Source organism: Bradyrhizobium sp. Rc2d (genome assembly GCF_900099855.1).
In the GTDB taxonomy this organism is placed as follows: Bacteria; Pseudomonadota; Alphaproteobacteria; order Rhizobiales; family Xanthobacteraceae; genus Bradyrhizobium.
Genome location: NZ_FNCU01000012.1, coordinates 23,198 through 37,974, shown reverse-complemented (window position 1 = coordinate 37,974; position 14,777 = coordinate 23,198). Strand labels below are relative to the sequence as shown.

Below are 14,777 nucleotides of genomic sequence, written 5' to 3'. Positions count from 1 at the left end.
GCGTGATCCGGTATCGTCATGAGCATGGTCCAATTGTCCCAGACGAATGTGCTACCGCGCCGCACCACGAGGCTGCGTGGGCGGATGCTGCCCTATGTGCTGAGCCTGCCGGCTCTGCTCGTCTGCATCGCCATCCTCGTTCCCTTCGTGACGGCGGCAGTTTATTCGCTCCAGCGCTACCGGCTGAACCTGCCATATCTGCGCGGTTTCATCGGGATCGACAATTACATCGATTTTCTCTCCGATCCCGCCTTCTGGAATACGCTTCGCATCTCGCTCATCTATACCGCACTGACAGTGGTGCTCGAACTGCTGCTCGGCCTCGGCATCGCCTTGCTGCTGCGGCGTCCCACACGCTTCCATAACGCGGTGTCGATCGTCCTGCTGTTGCCGCTGATGACGGCGCCCGCGATCGCCGCGCTGATGTGGAAGCTCATGACCAACCCGAGCTTTGGCATCCTATCCTATCTCGTGAGCCTATTCGGCGTGCATGATTTCAAATGGGCATCCGATCCCTCGACTGCATTGTTCACGGTGGTGCTGGTGGATGTCTGGGTCTATACGCCCTTCATCATGATCCTGCTCCTGGCGGGCTTGCGCTCGCTGCCGCGCCAGCCGTTCGAGGCAGCGGCGCTCGATGGTGTCCCGGCGAGCTTCGTCTTCTTCCGCATCACGCTGCCGATGCTTGCGCCCTACATCATCACCGCCTCGCTGTTTCGCCTGCTGGATTCGATCCAGCAGTTCGACATCGTCTATGCGATGACGCAAGGCGGCCCCGGCGATCGGCTGATGGTGTTCCAGGTCCAGGCCTATCTCGAATTCTTTCAATATACCAATGTCGGACGTTCGGCGGCGTTGCTGATGATCCTGTGGCTGATCACCAATATCCTCTCGAATATCTTCATCAAGAACTGGCTGCGGCTGCGGGCGCGCGCCCACGGCCACGCGTGAGGGACGGGAAGACGGCGATGGATCATTCCAGTCTCGCAGGTCGTATCTTCCGCGGCGTCGCGCTCGCGCTTGTGCTCGTCTTCTTCATGTTTCCGATCGTCTGGATCTTCCTGATGTCGTTCCAGACCAATGAGCAGATCCTGCGGATTCCGCCGCGCATCCTCTTCGAGCCGACGCTCGCCAATTACCAGGCGCTGATTTCAGGACAGCTCCGGACCGCCGCCGGGAATCTCGAAATATCGTTCATGCGCAACCTCGTGAACAGTTTCGCGCTGTCGAGCGCGGCCGTGGTCCTTGCCTTGCTGCTCGGCGTGCCTGCGGCCTACGCCTTTGCGCGGTTCAAGTTTCGGCTCGGTGAAACCATCGCATTCACGCTGTTGTCGTTTCGCTTCGCCCCGCCGCTGCTGGTGCTGCTGCCGCTGTCGCTCTACTACCAGCAGCTCGGGCTCAACGACACGTATTTCGGCATCGTCTGGGTTTATCAGCTCATCGCGCTGCCGCTGATCCTGTGGATCGTGCGCGGCTATTTCGAGGACATCAGTCCGGACATCGAGCACGCCTATCGTCTTGCCGGTCATACCTGGCGCGAGGCTTTCACGCGGATCGCGGTGCCGCTCGCCGGGCCCGGCATCGCGGCGGCCGGTCTGCTCTCCTTCATCTTCTGCTGGAACAATTTCGTGTTCGCGCTGATCCTGGCCTCGGCCGACAAGCAGCCGGTCACCGTCGGTGCGCTGGCTTTCGTCACCGCCTCAGGCATTCAGTACGGCCAGATCGCAGCCGCGATCGTGCTCTCCGTCACGCCGACCCTGCTGCTGGCGCTCTACGCGCAACGCTATCTGGTCGAGGGTTTGTCGCTCGGTGCGGTGAAAGGCTGAGGCCATGGCGCGTCTTGAACTCAACGCCGTCGGCAAGTCATTCGGCCCGGTCCGCTGCGCCGAGGATGTTTCCTTGGCCGTCGAACCCGGCGAGATCGTCGCGGTGTTCGGCCCGTCCGGCAGCGGCAAGACCGTGCTCTTGCGCATGATTGCTGGCATGTTCGAACCGGACGAAGGCGACATTCTGGTCGGCGGTCAATCGATCGTCGGGGCGCCGCCCGAGCAGCGCGGGATCGGCATGGCGTTCCAGAACTTCGCCCTGTTTCCTCACATGAGTGCGCAGGCCAATATCGCAAGCGGCTTGCGTGCCAGGGCGAGCGCGGCCGAAGTCGCGAGCCGGGTCAAATCGATCAGCCGGCTTCTGAAGATCGAGCATGTGCTGGGCCACATGCCCCGCGAATTGTCGAACGGGCAGAAGCAACGCACCGCGCTTGCCCGCGCGCTGATCGGCAATCCCGATGTGCTGCTGCTCGATGATCCCTTGCGCAACGTCGATGCCAAGCTTCGCTACGAAATGCGGCTCGAACTGCCGAGCCTGCTCCGGCGGAGCTCGGCCGCCGTTCTCTATGTCACCCAGGACTATCGGGAGGCGATGGCGATCGCCGACCGGATCGCGGTCCTGGTTGACGGGCATCTGGTGCAGGTCGCGCGTCCCGAGGAGATCTATGCCAGGCCGGCATCCGTTGCCGTCGCGCGCCTGTTCGGCGATCCCAGCATCAATCTGGCAGAGGTCGAGCCGGCCGCAGGGCAGGGCGGTCTCAGCGCGGAGGTGGCGGGGACGTTCGTTCGCCTCGATGCCGCCGACCGCGCGGCTGTCGATCATGGTCCGTGCTGGCTTGGCGTGCGTCCGGATGATCTCGTCATCACCCGCCAACCAAGCGAAGACGCCATTCCGGCGCGCATCGTCGCCATCACGCCGATGCACGAAAAAGCCGTGCTGCTGCTGCGCTTCTCCGACGGGACCGAATGGCTGGCCGCCCTGCCACAAGACTCCGCCATGGCAAGTGCGGAGGATGGCGTCTTCGTTCGGTTCGCGCCGGAGGCGGCTCTCTTGTTTGACCGCACGACAGGCCTGCGTTTGGACCTGTCGCCTCGGCGGCAGGCCGCATGATGGGAGCGCTGTGAGGATGGGCGTGTTGGAGATCAGGAAGGTCGACAAGGTCTACCAGAGCCGCGGCAAGCCGCCGGTTCACGCCGTGCGCGCGCTGGATATGGAGGTCGACAAGGGGGAGATCGTCGCGCTGTTGGGTTCGTCGGGCTGCGGCAAGACCTCGACCCTGCGGATGATCGCGGGCTTCGAGAGCGTCACCTCGGGGACGATCACGCTCGGCCAGCGCCGGATCGACGAATTGCCGCCGGCGAGGCGCAAGGTAGCGATGGCCTTTGAAGGCTATTCGCTCTACCCGCCGCTCACCGTTCGCGAAAACATCGCCTTCGCCTTGAAGGCGCAGCAGCTCTCGCATGGCGAGGTCTCCCGCAGGGTCGAGGCGATCGCGCGGCTGGTGGAAATCGAGGACATTCTCAACAGCTATCCGCGCTCGATCTCCGGAGGGCAGCAGCAACGAGTCTCGCTGGCGCGCGCCTTGGTGCGCGATGCCGATCTGTATCTGCTGGACGAGCCGATGGGCCAGCTCGAGCCGCAGCTCCGCGCGGTGCTGCGCGGCCGGATCAAGGGGCTGCTTGCCGAGCGCGGGATGACGGCGATATTCGTCACCCATGACCAGACCGAGGCGAGCGCGCTCGCCGACCGAATCGCAGTCATGGAAGACGGCGTACTTCAGCAGTTCGCAAGCGAACGAGAGTTGAAGGATCATCCCGCGAATCTGTTCGTTGCGAGCTTCATCGGCGAGCCACCGATGAACCTGCTCGAGGCCGAAGTCGCTCGCGCGGACGGCGGCTTCCGTCTCTCGATCGGCCCGGATGTCGTGTTCCAGCTCGACGGGCAGACGCTTGACCCGGCCGCGGGCCGCGCGCTCGAGCAGAGCCCGCGTGTCCGGATCGGCATCAGGCCGCAGAAGATTTCCGTCGGCAACGGGGATGTGCGCGTGCGCGTCGTCTCAAACCAGTGGCTCGGCGACCAGTCGCATGTCGCAGGCGAACGCGAGGGCCGTCTCCTCATCGCGGTGACGCCGAACAAGATCGCCGCGCGACCCGGAGACATTATTCACTTCGCGCTGGAGACGCGGCACCTTCATGTGTTCGGCGCCGACGGCAACTGCATTCGCCACGCGGAGGCAGCTTGATCATGAGCACCGAGCCGGGTCGCGACGTCATCATCGGCATTGATGCCGGCACTTCCTTGATCAAGACGGTGGCGTTCACGCGCGATGGCCGGCAGCTCGGCGAATACGCGCTTCCGAACAGCTACACGACGTCGGCCGGCGGACATGTCGAGCAGGATATGACGCGCACCTGGAACGATACCGTCGCCGCACTGCGCGGTCTGGGAGCGGCGATACCCGATCTTGCCTCACGGCTCGCCGCCATCGCGGTGACAGGGCAGGGCGATGGCACCTGGCTGATCGACGATGATGGGCGGCCCGTCGCGCCGGCCCTGCTCTGGCTCGACTCGCGTGCTGCCAGTCTCGTCGGGGACATCCGCGCCAGCGAGCGCAATGCGGCGCTGTATCGGCGGACCGGCTCGGGGCTGAACGCCTGCCAGCAGGGGCCGCAACTGGCCTGGTTGCAGGCGCATGCGCCCGAGAGCGTGTCGCGCGCCCGCACGGCCTTTCATTGCAAGGACTGGCTCTATTTCCTGCTCACCGGCGAGCGTGCGACCGATCCGTCGGAGGCGACGTTCTCCTGCGGCGATTTCCGCAAGCGCCGCTTTGACGCGGAAACAGCGCGCCTGATCGGAATCGCCGATTGCATGGCCCTGTTTCCGGACGTCGTCGACGGCGTCGTGACCACGCATCCGCTGAATGCCGGCGCAGCGCTCGAGATCGGACTGCCGCAGGGCGTTCCGGTCTCGCTCGGCTATGTCGACGTCATCTGCAATGCGCTAGGGGCCGGGCTCTACGATCCGGCGCCGGATGTCGGCTGCACCATCATCGGCTCGACCGGCATGCATATGCGGCTGGCGCCAAGCGCCGATGCGGTGGTCCTCAACGCCGAGGCGACCGGCTATACCATGCCGTTTCCGGTCTCCGGTCACTATGCCCAGATGCAATCGAACATGGCGGCGACGCTGAACATCGACTGGCTCCTCGACCTCGCGCGCGACCTGCTCGCCGCCGAGGGCATTACGCGTTCGCGCGCCGACCTGATCCGTCGACTCGACGACCACGTGCTCGAGGCGCGGCCCGGCGAGCTCCTATTCCATCCCTTCATTTCCGATGCCGGCGAGCGCGGCCCATTCGTCGCCCATGAAGCCTGTGCGCAATTCCTGGGCTTGCGCACACGCCACGGCTATTGGGATCTGATGCGCGCGGTCATGGAAGGGCTCGCCTTCGCCGCCCGTGATTGCTACGCCGCCATGGGCGCGCTGCCGCGGGACGTGCGCATCACCGGTGGTGCGGCGCGAAGCCGGGCGCTCGGCGCGATCCTTGGCGCTGCGCTGGAATGCAACGTTCGTGTCTGTAGCCGCGGCGAAGCGGGAGCCGCGGGCGCCGCTATGATCGCGGCGGTAGCGACCGGTCTCTATCCGGACATGACCGCCTGTACGGATGTGTGGGTGCGGCCGTATCTCGCCGCGCCGCAAACGCCGGATGCGGCCTTGGCGTCGCACTATGCGCGGCTGTTTCCGGCCTATCTCGAGGCCAGGCTCGCGGCGCGGCCGGTCTGGAAGCAACTCGCGGCCGTGCGTGCGGGAGCCGGTCATGCCTAAGATCATTGCCATCGTCGGTGACCGCTTCATGCTGCCGAGCGTCTTTGCCGAACGCATCACGGCGGCTTGCGGCAACGACATCGACATCCGCGTCCTGGAGCAACCCTGGCCGGACGAGCCGATGGAGCACGGCTATGCCGGCTCCAAGCTCGACGGATTGAAGGAGTTCATGGGCGACCCGGATGAGGTCGCGGAGTTCATCGGCGATGCCGCGCTGCTGGTCACGCATCTCGCGCCGATCTCGCGGTCGATGCTGCAGCGGCTGCCGAAGCTTAAGTTCATTGCGGTGTCGCGCGGCGGCCCGGTCAACATCGACATGCAGGCAGCGCGCGATCACAAGGTGCTCGTGGTCAACACGCCCGGCCGCAATGCCAGTGCGGTGGCCGAGTTCACCATCGGCGCCATTCTCGCCGAAACGCGCCTGATCCGCAGTGGGCATGAATCCTTACGCGGCGGCGAATGGCGCGGTGATCTCTACCGCGCCGATCGCACCGGGCGCGAGCTCGGCGAGATGACCGTCGGCATCGTCGGCTACGGCGCGATTGGCACCCGGGTGGTGAAACTGCTCAAGGCGTTCGGCTGCAGGATCTTGGTGGCGGATCCATACGTCCAGCTCAGCGCGCAGGATCGCAATGACGGCGTCGAGCACGTCGGCTTGAGCGAGCTCTTGGCGCGCGCCGATGTGATCAGCCTGCATGCGCGGGTGACCGCCGAGACCACCGGCTTCATCGATCGCGCGGCGTTGGCGCAGGTCAAGCCGGGCGCCATCTTCATCAATACGGCGCGCGGGCCCTTGGTCGACTACACGGCGCTCTACGAGGCGCTTTCCACTGGGCGCCTCGGCGGGGCCATGCTCGACACCTTTGCCGTGGAGCCGGTGCCGGCCGACTGGCCGCTCCTGCAGCTGCCCAACGTCACGCTGACGCCCCACATTGCGGGGGCCTCGTTGCGCACCGTCACCATTGCTGCCGATCAGGCAGCCGAAGAGGTTCGCCGCTATCTCGCCGGCGAGCCGCCGCTCAATCCGTGCTGAAGACGAAAGGTATCTTGCCATGACCCGTGAGGAGCGACAGTTGCGCGAGGCGATCATCGCCAAGTGCCGATGGATGAACGCTTCAGGGCTCAATCAGGGGACGTCAGGCAACATCTCCGCCCGGTACAAAGATCGGATGCTGATCACGCCATCGGCGACGCCCTATGACGCGATGAAGCCCGAGATGATCGCCTCGATGCCGCTTGAAAGTGACTACGGCTTCTGGGATGGCCCGTTGCAGCCGTCGACCGAATGGCGCTTCCATCTCGACATCATGCGCGGCCGTCCCGACGTCGGCAGCGTCGTCCATACCCATTCCACCTACGCCACGGTGCTTGCGATTGCGCGCAAGCCGATCCCGGCTTGCCATTACATGATGGCAGCGTTCGGGGGCAATGACATCCGCTGCGCCGGCTACGCGCGCTACGGCACGGCGGAATTATCCGAGCTGGCGCTCGGCGCGCTCGAAGGCCGCAACGGCTGCTTGCTGGCCAATCATGGCATGATCGCGGTCGGCGCAAACCTCGACAAGGCGATGTGGCTGGCGGTCGAGCTCGAGACCATCGCGCGTCAATATTATCTGTCGCTTGCATTGGGGTCGCCGCACATTCTCAGCGAAGCCGAGATCGCCGACACGGCGAAGGGCTTTTCAACCTATGGCCTCCAGCAACCCAAATCCAAGGCGTCGAAGGCAAAGCCGGGTAAGGCAGGCGCATCGGCAAGGGCGGCCGCGCGACAACGGATCGAGAAGAAGCGCAGCAGGACGTGATGACGGAGGCTGCGCCGCACGCGGGCAGGGATCGTGGGCTGGTCGACATCGCGATAATCGGCGGTGGCATCAACGGAGCCGGCATCGCGCGCGATGCGGCGGGCCGCGGCCTGAAGGTCCTGCTGTGCGAGAAGGGTGACTTTGCCGAAGGCACCTCGTCGCGCTCGGGCAAGCTCGTTCACGGCGGTTTGCGCTATCTCGAATATTATGAATTTCGCTTGGTGCGCGAAGCCTTGATCGAGCGCGAGGTGCTGCTCGCGTCCGCGCCGCACATCATCTGGCCGATGCGCTTCGTGCTGCCGCACTCGCCGGAGCAGCGGCCGGCCTGGCTGATCCGCACCGGCTTGTTTCTCTACGACCATCTCGGCGGCCGCAAGCGGCTGCCGTCGAGCAGGGGTCTCGATCTCGCGCATGCGCCGGAGGGCGCGCCGCTGCGCTCCGAATTCAGGCGTGGCTTTGAATATTCGGACTGCTGGGTTGATGACGCACGGCTCGTGATCCTCAATCTGGTTGATGCCGCGCGCAACGGCGCCATCATCCTGCCCCGCACCCGCGCCCTAAGTGCGCGCCGGGAAGGTGACGCATGGCAGCTGGAGATGCAGGGGGATGACGGCGGCAGGCACACCGTCCGGGCGCGCGCGCTGGTCAACGCGGCGGGGCCGTGGGTCCAGGACGTTGTGCAAGATGTCGTCGGGCTGAATTCGTCGCACAATGTGCGGCTGGTCAAGGGCAGCCATATCGTGGTGCCGAAATTCTGGAGCGGAGCGCAGGCCTATCTGCTCCAGAACGAGGACCGTCGCGTCATCTTCGTCAATCCTTACGAGAAAGACCTCGCACTGATCGGCACGACGGACATCTCCTATGATGGCCGCGCCGAGGACGTCGAGATCGACGACACCGAGATCGCCTATCTGCTCGGCGTGTTGCGCCGTTACTTTCGTGTCCCCCCGTCGGAGCAGGAGATCGTCCATGCATTTTCCGGTGTTCGGCCGCTCTATGACGACAATGCCGAAAATCCGTCCGCGGTGACGCGCGACTATGTTTTCGAGGTTCACGGCGAGCAGGGCGTGCCGCCGCTGCTCTCGATCTTCGGTGGCAAGATCACGACCTACCGTCGGCTCGCTGAGCATGCGTTGCAGCGACTTGAGGCATGGTTTCCGAAGATGTCGCCGGGCTGGACGGCGGGAAGGCCGCTGCCCGGCGGCGACATCGGTGGTGACTTCGATGCCTTCATCGTCCAGCTGGCAGGCGAATATTCCGACCTTCCGCGCAAGCTGGTCCACCATTATGCGCGCCTGTATGGCACGCGGGCGCGCGAACTGCTTGGTTCGGCCCGCGTCTCGGCCGATCTCGGTCGGCATTTCGGTGGAGACTTCTACGAACGTGAGGCCACGTTTTTACGCGAGAGCGAGTGGGCCAGGGAGCCTCAGGACTTTCTGGATCGGCGTACCAAACATGGCTTGCATCTGACAGCGGCGCAACGGGACGCCTTTGCGAGCTTTATCTAATTCGCCTGTGCCCGCGCCAGGCCGGGCGAAAGCTGCCCGACGCGAGCCGACCCTCTTTCATCATCTCGACACATATGTCATGATAGGAATACAAATGTAAAAGCCGGGCGTCCTGCCCGGCCAGGGAGGGCTGCCTATGGGTAGGAAAGTCGCATTCATTGCGGCCTTGTTCGGCGCGTTGGCATTGGCCGGTCCGGTACAGGCGCGGGTCGAGGTGCAGTGGTGGCACGCCATGAGCGGCGTCCTGTCCGACCGGCTCAATGAGCTTGTCGAGAAGTTCAACACATCGCAGGACAAATACACCGTCGTCGCCGTTGCCAAGGGCAACTATGACGAGGTGACCAACGGGGTGATCGCCGCCTACCGCGCCAAGCGGCCACCGGAAATGGTGCAGATCGCCGAGCGCGGTTACATGACGATGCTGCTCTCGGGGGCCGTAGTACCCGTTCAGGACTTGATGGAGCAGAAGGGTTACAAGATCGACTTCTCGGACTTCATCAAGCCTGTGGCAAGCTTCTGGAGCTACAAGGGTCGGATGTCGGCGATGCCCTTCAACTCGTCGACGCCGATCTTCTGGTACAACAAGGATCACTTCCAGAAGGCCGGTTTCGACAAGCCGGCCGACACCTGGCAGGAGTTGGAGAAGCAGCTCTACACCATCAAGTCCAAGGGCATTAGCGAATGCGGCACGGTGCTGCCCGGCGATTTCTACTGGAGCCTGCTTGAGAACTACAGCGCCATCAACAACCAGCCTTACGGCACGCTCGCAAACGGCTTTGACGGGCTTGGGACCGAGTTCGTCTACAACAAAACCAAGGTGGTCTCGCAAGTCGCGCGCTTGAAGAAGTGGCTCGACGACGGCGTGATGCAGATCGCGGGCCAGGGCTTCAGCCCAGAGCAGTTGTTCACGTCGGGACGGTGCTCGACGTTCGTCAATTCGACCGCATCGCACGGCAATATCGAGCGCAACGCGACCATCAACTGGAGCGCGACCTTCCTGCCGCACGAGAGCGATGTCAATCCGCCCCTCAATAGCACCATCGGCGGCGGCGCCATCTGGGTCCTGAAGGGCCACACGCCGGATCGATACGAGGCCGTCGCGGCCTTTCTGAACTTTGTCGCCCAGCCGGAAACCCAGGTGTGGTGGCATGGCGCAACCGGCTACGTTCCCGCCACGAACCGGGCCTATGCGCTTGCGCGGGAACGTGGCTACTACAAGGATCACCCGACCAGAGAAATTGCCGTGCTACAGCTCTCGCGTGGCACGCCGAATGAGAACTCGCGCGGCTTCCGCTTCGGCAATTTCGTGCAGACGATGCTGGCCCAGCGCCAGGAGGTGGAGGCTGTCTTTTCCGGTCAGAAGCAGCCGCAGCAGGCGATGGATGACGCGGTCAAGCGGGGCAACGAGATCTTGCGCCAATTCGAGAAGCTCAACGCCGGGAAGACTCCGGAAACCGAGCATCCATGACTTTACGACTATCCATTCCTTGGCGTGATGGGCGCGCCCCCGTGCTTCAGAGAAGGCACGGGGGCGGCCAGTCCAAGGTCGGGACGGGTGCGGTGGTTGGCGGATCCCGCGCATCCGTAAAGGCGCGGCGCCGTGAGCAAGAGGCAGGACTGAAGCGAGCCAATTTCGGCGATGGCCCCGGCCTGCCGACGTTGCTGTTGCTGCCGCAATTGCTGATCCTGCTGTTCTTCTTCTTCATCCCGTCGCTGCGGGCGCTGATGCAATCCGTCCTGCTCAGTGATCCCTTTGGAACCAGCGTCCAGTTCGTGTGGTTCGACAATTTCAAGATGCTGTTTGCGAGTAGCGAGTATCGCCAGTCGATCGCGGTGACGTTCTGGTTCACGGTGGCGCAGAACGTACTCACGCTGGGGAGCGCGCTGGTGCTGGCCTTTGCCACCGACAGGATTGTGCGCGGTCGTTCGATCTATCGCACGATCATTCTGTTGCCCTATGCGATTGCGCCCGCGATCGCCGGTATCCTGTGGGCCTTCCTGTTCAATCCGGCGGTTGGCCCGCTCGCGCAGGTGCTGCACGGGTTCGGCATTGCCTGGGATCCCAACCTCAATCCGACCGACGCACTGATCCTGGTGACGCTCGCAGCGTCATGGAAGCACATCTGCTACGACTACATCTTCCTGGTCGTGGGTCTGCTCGCGGTGCCGGTATCGCTGATGGAGGCCGCCGCGGTGGACGGCGCCGGTCCGGTCCGGCGCTTCGTCTCGATCGCGCTGCCGATGCTTGGGCCTACCATCTTCTTTCTCACCGTGATGAACTTCATCTATGGCTTCTTCGAAACCTTCGCCATCATCGATGCCGTCACCAAAGGCGGTCCGGCCGGCGCAACCAACATCCTGGTCTACAAAGTCTTCGTCGATGGCTTCGTCAATCTCGACCTCGGCTCGTCGGCCGCGCAATCGGTTCTTTTGATGAGCTTCGCGCTGATCTGCACGCTGCTGCAGTTCCGCTACTTCGACCGCAAGGTCAATTACGGAGTCTAGCCGTATGGTCGAGCGCTCACCGGTCCTTAGCATGGTCTGCCACGCGATCCTGATCGCCGGTGCGCTGACGGTCTGCATTCCGCTGTATTTCGCGTTCGTAGCGGGCTCGCTTACGGTCGCCGAGGTGCAGAAGGTGCCGCTGCCGTGGCTCCCGGGCAGCCAGTTCTTCGACAATCTGCAGTTGGCGTGGAGCAAGGGCAATTTCAGCCGCACCTTCACCAACTCCATCGTCGTGGCACTCGGCATCACCGCCGGAAAGATCGCGGTATCGCTGCTATCGGCCTTCGCGATCACCTACTTTCGATTCCGCTACCGAATGCTCGCATTCTGGCTCATCTTCGTCTCGCTGATGCTACCAATCGAGGTTCGGATCGTGCCGACTTTCGAAGCCGTGGCCAATGCAGCGCTGCCTCTGCAATGGCTCGTCGACACCCTGCATTTGGCGGATCTGTGGGGTTGGATCAGCGGTCACGACATCGCGATCTCGCTCGAATGGAACATGGTCAACACCTATCCCGGGCTGATCCTGCCGCTGATCGCCTCAGCCACCGCCACTTTCCTGTTTCGCCAGTTCTTCCTGACGGTCCCGGACGAGCTGTGCGAGGCGGCGAGGCTGGACGGTGCGTCGCCGCTGCATTTCTTCTGGAGCATCCTGCTGCCGCTGTCGGTGCCTAACATGGTGGCGCTCGCCATCATCCTGTTCCTGTTCGGCTGGAATCAGTATCTCTGGCCGTTGCTGTTCACGACCGACAAGGACATGGCCACAGCGGTCATTGCATTGAAGGGGCTGATTCCGCGCTCCGACAGCGAGCCGGCCTGGAACATCGCCATGAGCGGCGCGCTCCTCACAATGTTGCCGCCAGCGCTGGTCGTCCTGCTGTTGCAGCGCTGGTTCATCAAGGGTCTTATCGACAGCAGCAAGTAGGGATCGATCATGGTTTTCATCGCCGGGCATCGCGGCGGCCGCAATCTTTGGCCGGAGAACAGCCTGACGGGCTTCCGCAACCTATGCAGGGAGGGGGTCGATGCGGTCGAGTTCGACGTCCATCAAAGCGCGGATGGCGGGCTGGTCGTGATCCATGATCCGCTGCTCGACCGCACCACGTTCGATAGCGGACCCGTTGGCGAGCGCAGTCTGAGGCGCTTGACGGCGACGCGTCTTCGCGACGCCGGCGATGAGTGCATTCCGACCTTGGACGACGTGCTCGACGTGTTCGTCGAAACGACGCTTGAGCTCCACATAGAGATCAAGACGGATGCGCTCGGCAATCCCTATTCGGGTCTGGAGGCGCGGCTGATCGACGACATCAGGCGCCGGGGTCTGGAACGGCGTGCTGTCATCACCTGCTTCGTGCCGGGCGTGATCGAGACCGTGCGCCGGCTATGTCCGGAGGCGCGGGTGCTCGCCTCGCTCGACCGCCGTTCGGCGGAGATGATGGGTGGGATAGCGTCGGCGCTGGCGCAATTTGCCGCCATTCCCGGCTGCATCGTCGCGGTTGAAAAATCGCTTCTGGGGCTCACGCTGCCGCTCGCCCTTCAAGTGCTCGGATCCGAGCGTCTCGGCGCATGGGTAACGAATGAGCCAGAGGAGATCGCCTACTGGCTTGCCCAACCAGTGCGGCAGATCACGACCGACCGGCCTGATCTCGCCGTGAGCATTCGCCGCAAGCTCGCAACCGCGCCCGGGCGTCCATGATTGCCCGCCGCCGCTTTCTCGTGGGATCGCTGGCGAGCGTCGCCTTCGCTGCGCCGGCCGGGTTCGTACGGGGAGTGCCGGTCTCTTTCAGTGCAGATCCGTTCACTCTCGGTGTTGCGTCCGGATGCCCGCGACAGGATGGCGTCATCCTGTGGACCCGCCTTGCGCCACAACCTCTCGAAGGCGGCGGCATGCGGGACGCTCCGGTGGACGTCGAGTGGCAGGTTGCTGAGGACGAAGCCTTCTCGCGCATCGCCTCCCGCGGCGTCGTGCGGGCGGCAGCGGAGTTTGCGCATTCCGTGCATGCCGAGGCGACGGGATTGCGGCCCGATCGCGTCTACTGGTACCGCTTCCGCGCCGGTCCGGCGCTTAGCCCGGTCGGTCGCACCCGAACCGCACCGGCCGAGTCCGGGCGTCCTTTCCGTTTTGCCTTCGCATCCTGCCAGCAATACGAGCAGGGCTATTTTACCGCTTACCGCAACATGGCCGCACGCGATCTCGACCTGATCGTGCATCTCGGCGACTACATCTATGAGAAATCCTGGGGATCGCACCACGTCCGCCAGCACGGCGTCGGAATCCCGACGACGCTCGAGGAATTCCGCAACCGCTACGCGCTCTACAAAAGCGATCTTGACCTGCAAGCGGCGCACGCTGCCTTTCCTTGGCTTTCGGTCTGGGATGACCATGAGGTGACCGACGACTATGCCAATGATCGCTCCTACACCGTGCGCGATCCCGGCCAGTTCCTCAAGATCCGTGCGGCGGCCTATCAGGCCTATTACGAGCACATGCCACTGCCGCCTTCGGCCCGCCCACGGGGCGCGGATGCCACGATCTACGAGCACTATCGCTTCGGCGACATGCTCGACGTGCTGCTGCTCGACGACCGGCAATATCGCTCGGCATCGGCCTGTGTCGGAAGCAGGCGTCCGACTTGGGCGACCGACTGTGCAGGCCGGACGGACGAGGCGCGGACGATGCTGGGCGAGCGACAGGAACAATGGCTTGATGCGCGCCTGCGCGACTGTCGCGGCCGCTGGACGATCGTCGCGCAGCAGACATTGATGGCGCAGGACAAGCGGGAAGGGGACGATGGCGCGCATTTCTGGATGGACGGCTGGGACGGCTATCCCAATGCCCGCCGTCGTCTCCTTGATTCGCTCGTCACGCATCGCCGACGCAATCCGATCGTGATCGGCGGCGACCGTCACGCCTTCTTTACCGCCGATCTGAAGCATGATTTTGCCCGGCCGGATGGTCCGACCATCGCGACCGAGTTCGTCGGCACCTCCATCAGCTCGGACGGGCCGAGCGAGACCGGTGTGCGCAAGGCGCTGGCGGAAAATCAACATCTCGTCTATGCGCGTGGCGACAAGCGCGGCTATGCGACCGTCGACCTCGACACCCGGCATTGCACTGTAGGATTCGAGGCGCTCGACGACGTCAAGGACGTCAAGAGCGCCGTACGCCGGCTGACGACCTTTGTGGTCGAGGACGGCGTGCCGGGGGCGAAGGCCGCATGACGAGCGTCCGCATGGCCCCGCATTTGACGACCACCGAAAGATCGCCTCAAATGCTCCGACGTCTGATTATGCCTTGAGGCCGCTGCGG

General features: G+C 63.9%; 13 protein-coding genes. All 13 read left to right on the top strand.

The annotated features are described in order from the left end of the window. Positions 1 to 24 precede the first annotated feature (24 nt). Complete coding sequence (locus tag BLV07_RS16695; protein WP_176945595.1) at positions 25 to 951, top strand: carbohydrate ABC transporter permease; 927 nt, start codon at positions 25 to 27, stop codon at positions 949 to 951. 17 nt (positions 952 to 968) lie between these two features. After that, on the top strand, positions 969 to 1,826 hold the full coding sequence (locus BLV07_RS16690) for a carbohydrate ABC transporter permease (RefSeq protein WP_091887484.1): 858 nt from the start codon (positions 969 to 971) through the stop codon (positions 1,824 to 1,826). 4 nt (positions 1,827 to 1,830) lie between these two features. Continuing rightward, positions 1,831 to 2,937, top strand: coding sequence for an ABC transporter ATP-binding protein (locus tag BLV07_RS16685; RefSeq protein WP_091887482.1), 1,107 nt, complete (start codon positions 1,831 to 1,833; stop codon positions 2,935 to 2,937). A 16-nt stretch (positions 2,938 to 2,953) separates the two neighbouring features. Next, a complete protein-coding gene (locus tag BLV07_RS16680) occupies positions 2,954 to 4,069 on the top strand; it encodes an ABC transporter ATP-binding protein (RefSeq protein ID WP_176945581.1) in 1,116 nt (371 codons plus the stop codon). Between the two features lie 2 nt (positions 4,070 to 4,071). Continuing rightward, positions 4,072 to 5,652: an FGGY-family carbohydrate kinase gene (locus BLV07_RS16675; RefSeq protein WP_091887480.1), complete on the top strand. Its 1,581-nt coding sequence runs from the start codon at positions 4,072 to 4,074 to the stop codon at positions 5,650 to 5,652. Further along, positions 5,645 to 6,685 (top strand): 2-hydroxyacid dehydrogenase, encoded by a 1,041-nt coding sequence (locus BLV07_RS16670; protein ID WP_091887478.1) that lies wholly within the window; start codon positions 5,645 to 5,647, stop codon positions 6,683 to 6,685. The genes BLV07_RS16675 and BLV07_RS16670 overlap by 8 nt, the downstream gene beginning before the upstream one ends. A gap of 19 nt (positions 6,686 to 6,704) precedes the next feature. Continuing rightward, positions 6,705 to 7,454 carry a class II aldolase/adducin family protein gene (locus BLV07_RS16665; protein WP_091887476.1) on the top strand — a complete coding sequence of 250 codons (750 nt, stop codon included), beginning with the start codon at positions 6,705 to 6,707 and terminating at the stop codon, positions 7,452 to 7,454. Then, positions 7,454 to 8,962: a glycerol-3-phosphate dehydrogenase gene (locus tag BLV07_RS16660; protein WP_091887474.1), complete on the top strand. Its 1,509-nt coding sequence runs from the start codon at positions 7,454 to 7,456 to the stop codon at positions 8,960 to 8,962. Before BLV07_RS16665 ends, BLV07_RS16660 begins: the two co-directional genes overlap by 1 nt. Before the next feature lie 136 nt (positions 8,963 to 9,098). Then, complete coding sequence (locus tag BLV07_RS16655; protein WP_091887472.1) at positions 9,099 to 10,430, top strand: extracellular solute-binding protein; 1,332 nt, start codon at positions 9,099 to 9,101, stop codon at positions 10,428 to 10,430. Between the two features lie 92 nt (positions 10,431 to 10,522). Further along, a complete protein-coding gene (locus tag BLV07_RS16650; protein ID WP_244551127.1) occupies positions 10,523 to 11,467 on the top strand; it encodes an ABC transporter permease subunit in 945 nt (314 codons plus the stop codon). Positions 11,468 to 11,471: 4 nt separating this feature from the next. Then, positions 11,472 to 12,392 carry an ABC transporter permease subunit gene (locus tag BLV07_RS16645; protein ID WP_091887468.1) on the top strand — a complete coding sequence of 307 codons (921 nt, stop codon included), beginning with the start codon at positions 11,472 to 11,474 and terminating at the stop codon, positions 12,390 to 12,392. A gap of 9 nt (positions 12,393 to 12,401) precedes the next feature. After that, the gene (locus tag BLV07_RS16640; RefSeq protein WP_091887466.1) at positions 12,402 to 13,163 is read left to right on the top strand and encodes a glycerophosphodiester phosphodiesterase family protein; all 762 of its coding nucleotides are present in this window, start codon (positions 12,402 to 12,404) and stop codon (positions 13,161 to 13,163) included. Then, complete coding sequence (locus BLV07_RS16635; protein ID WP_091887464.1) at positions 13,160 to 14,689, top strand: alkaline phosphatase D family protein; 1,530 nt, start codon at positions 13,160 to 13,162, stop codon at positions 14,687 to 14,689. The genes BLV07_RS16640 and BLV07_RS16635 overlap by 4 nt, the downstream gene beginning before the upstream one ends. Positions 14,690 to 14,777 lie beyond the last annotated feature (88 nt).

Bases quoted from the DNA above. Each gene is read 5' to 3' on its own strand.
- BLV07_RS16695 (WP_176945595.1), top strand. From the start codon at position 25: ATGGTCCAATTGTCCCAGACGAATGTGCTACCGCGCCGCACCACGAGG.
- BLV07_RS16690 (WP_091887484.1), top strand. From the start codon at position 969: ATGGATCATTCCAGTCTCGCAGGTCGTATCTTCCGCGGCGTCGCGCTC.
- BLV07_RS16685 (WP_091887482.1), top strand. From the start codon at position 1,831: ATGGCGCGTCTTGAACTCAACGCCGTCGGCAAGTCATTCGGCCCGGTC.
- BLV07_RS16680 (WP_176945581.1), top strand. From the start codon at position 2,954: ATGGGCGTGTTGGAGATCAGGAAGGTCGACAAGGTCTACCAGAGCCGC.
- BLV07_RS16675 (WP_091887480.1), top strand. From the start codon at position 4,072: ATGAGCACCGAGCCGGGTCGCGACGTCATCATCGGCATTGATGCCGGC.
- BLV07_RS16670 (WP_091887478.1), top strand. From the start codon at position 5,645: ATGCCTAAGATCATTGCCATCGTCGGTGACCGCTTCATGCTGCCGAGC.
- BLV07_RS16665 (WP_091887476.1), top strand. From the start codon at position 6,705: ATGACCCGTGAGGAGCGACAGTTGCGCGAGGCGATCATCGCCAAGTGC.
- BLV07_RS16660 (WP_091887474.1), top strand. From the start codon at position 7,454: ATGACGGAGGCTGCGCCGCACGCGGGCAGGGATCGTGGGCTGGTCGAC.
- BLV07_RS16655 (WP_091887472.1), top strand. From the start codon at position 9,099: ATGGGTAGGAAAGTCGCATTCATTGCGGCCTTGTTCGGCGCGTTGGCA.
- BLV07_RS16645 (WP_091887468.1), top strand. From the start codon at position 11,472: ATGGTCGAGCGCTCACCGGTCCTTAGCATGGTCTGCCACGCGATCCTG.
- BLV07_RS16640 (WP_091887466.1), top strand. From the start codon at position 12,402: ATGGTTTTCATCGCCGGGCATCGCGGCGGCCGCAATCTTTGGCCGGAG.
- BLV07_RS16635 (WP_091887464.1), top strand. From the start codon at position 13,160: ATGATTGCCCGCCGCCGCTTTCTCGTGGGATCGCTGGCGAGCGTCGCC.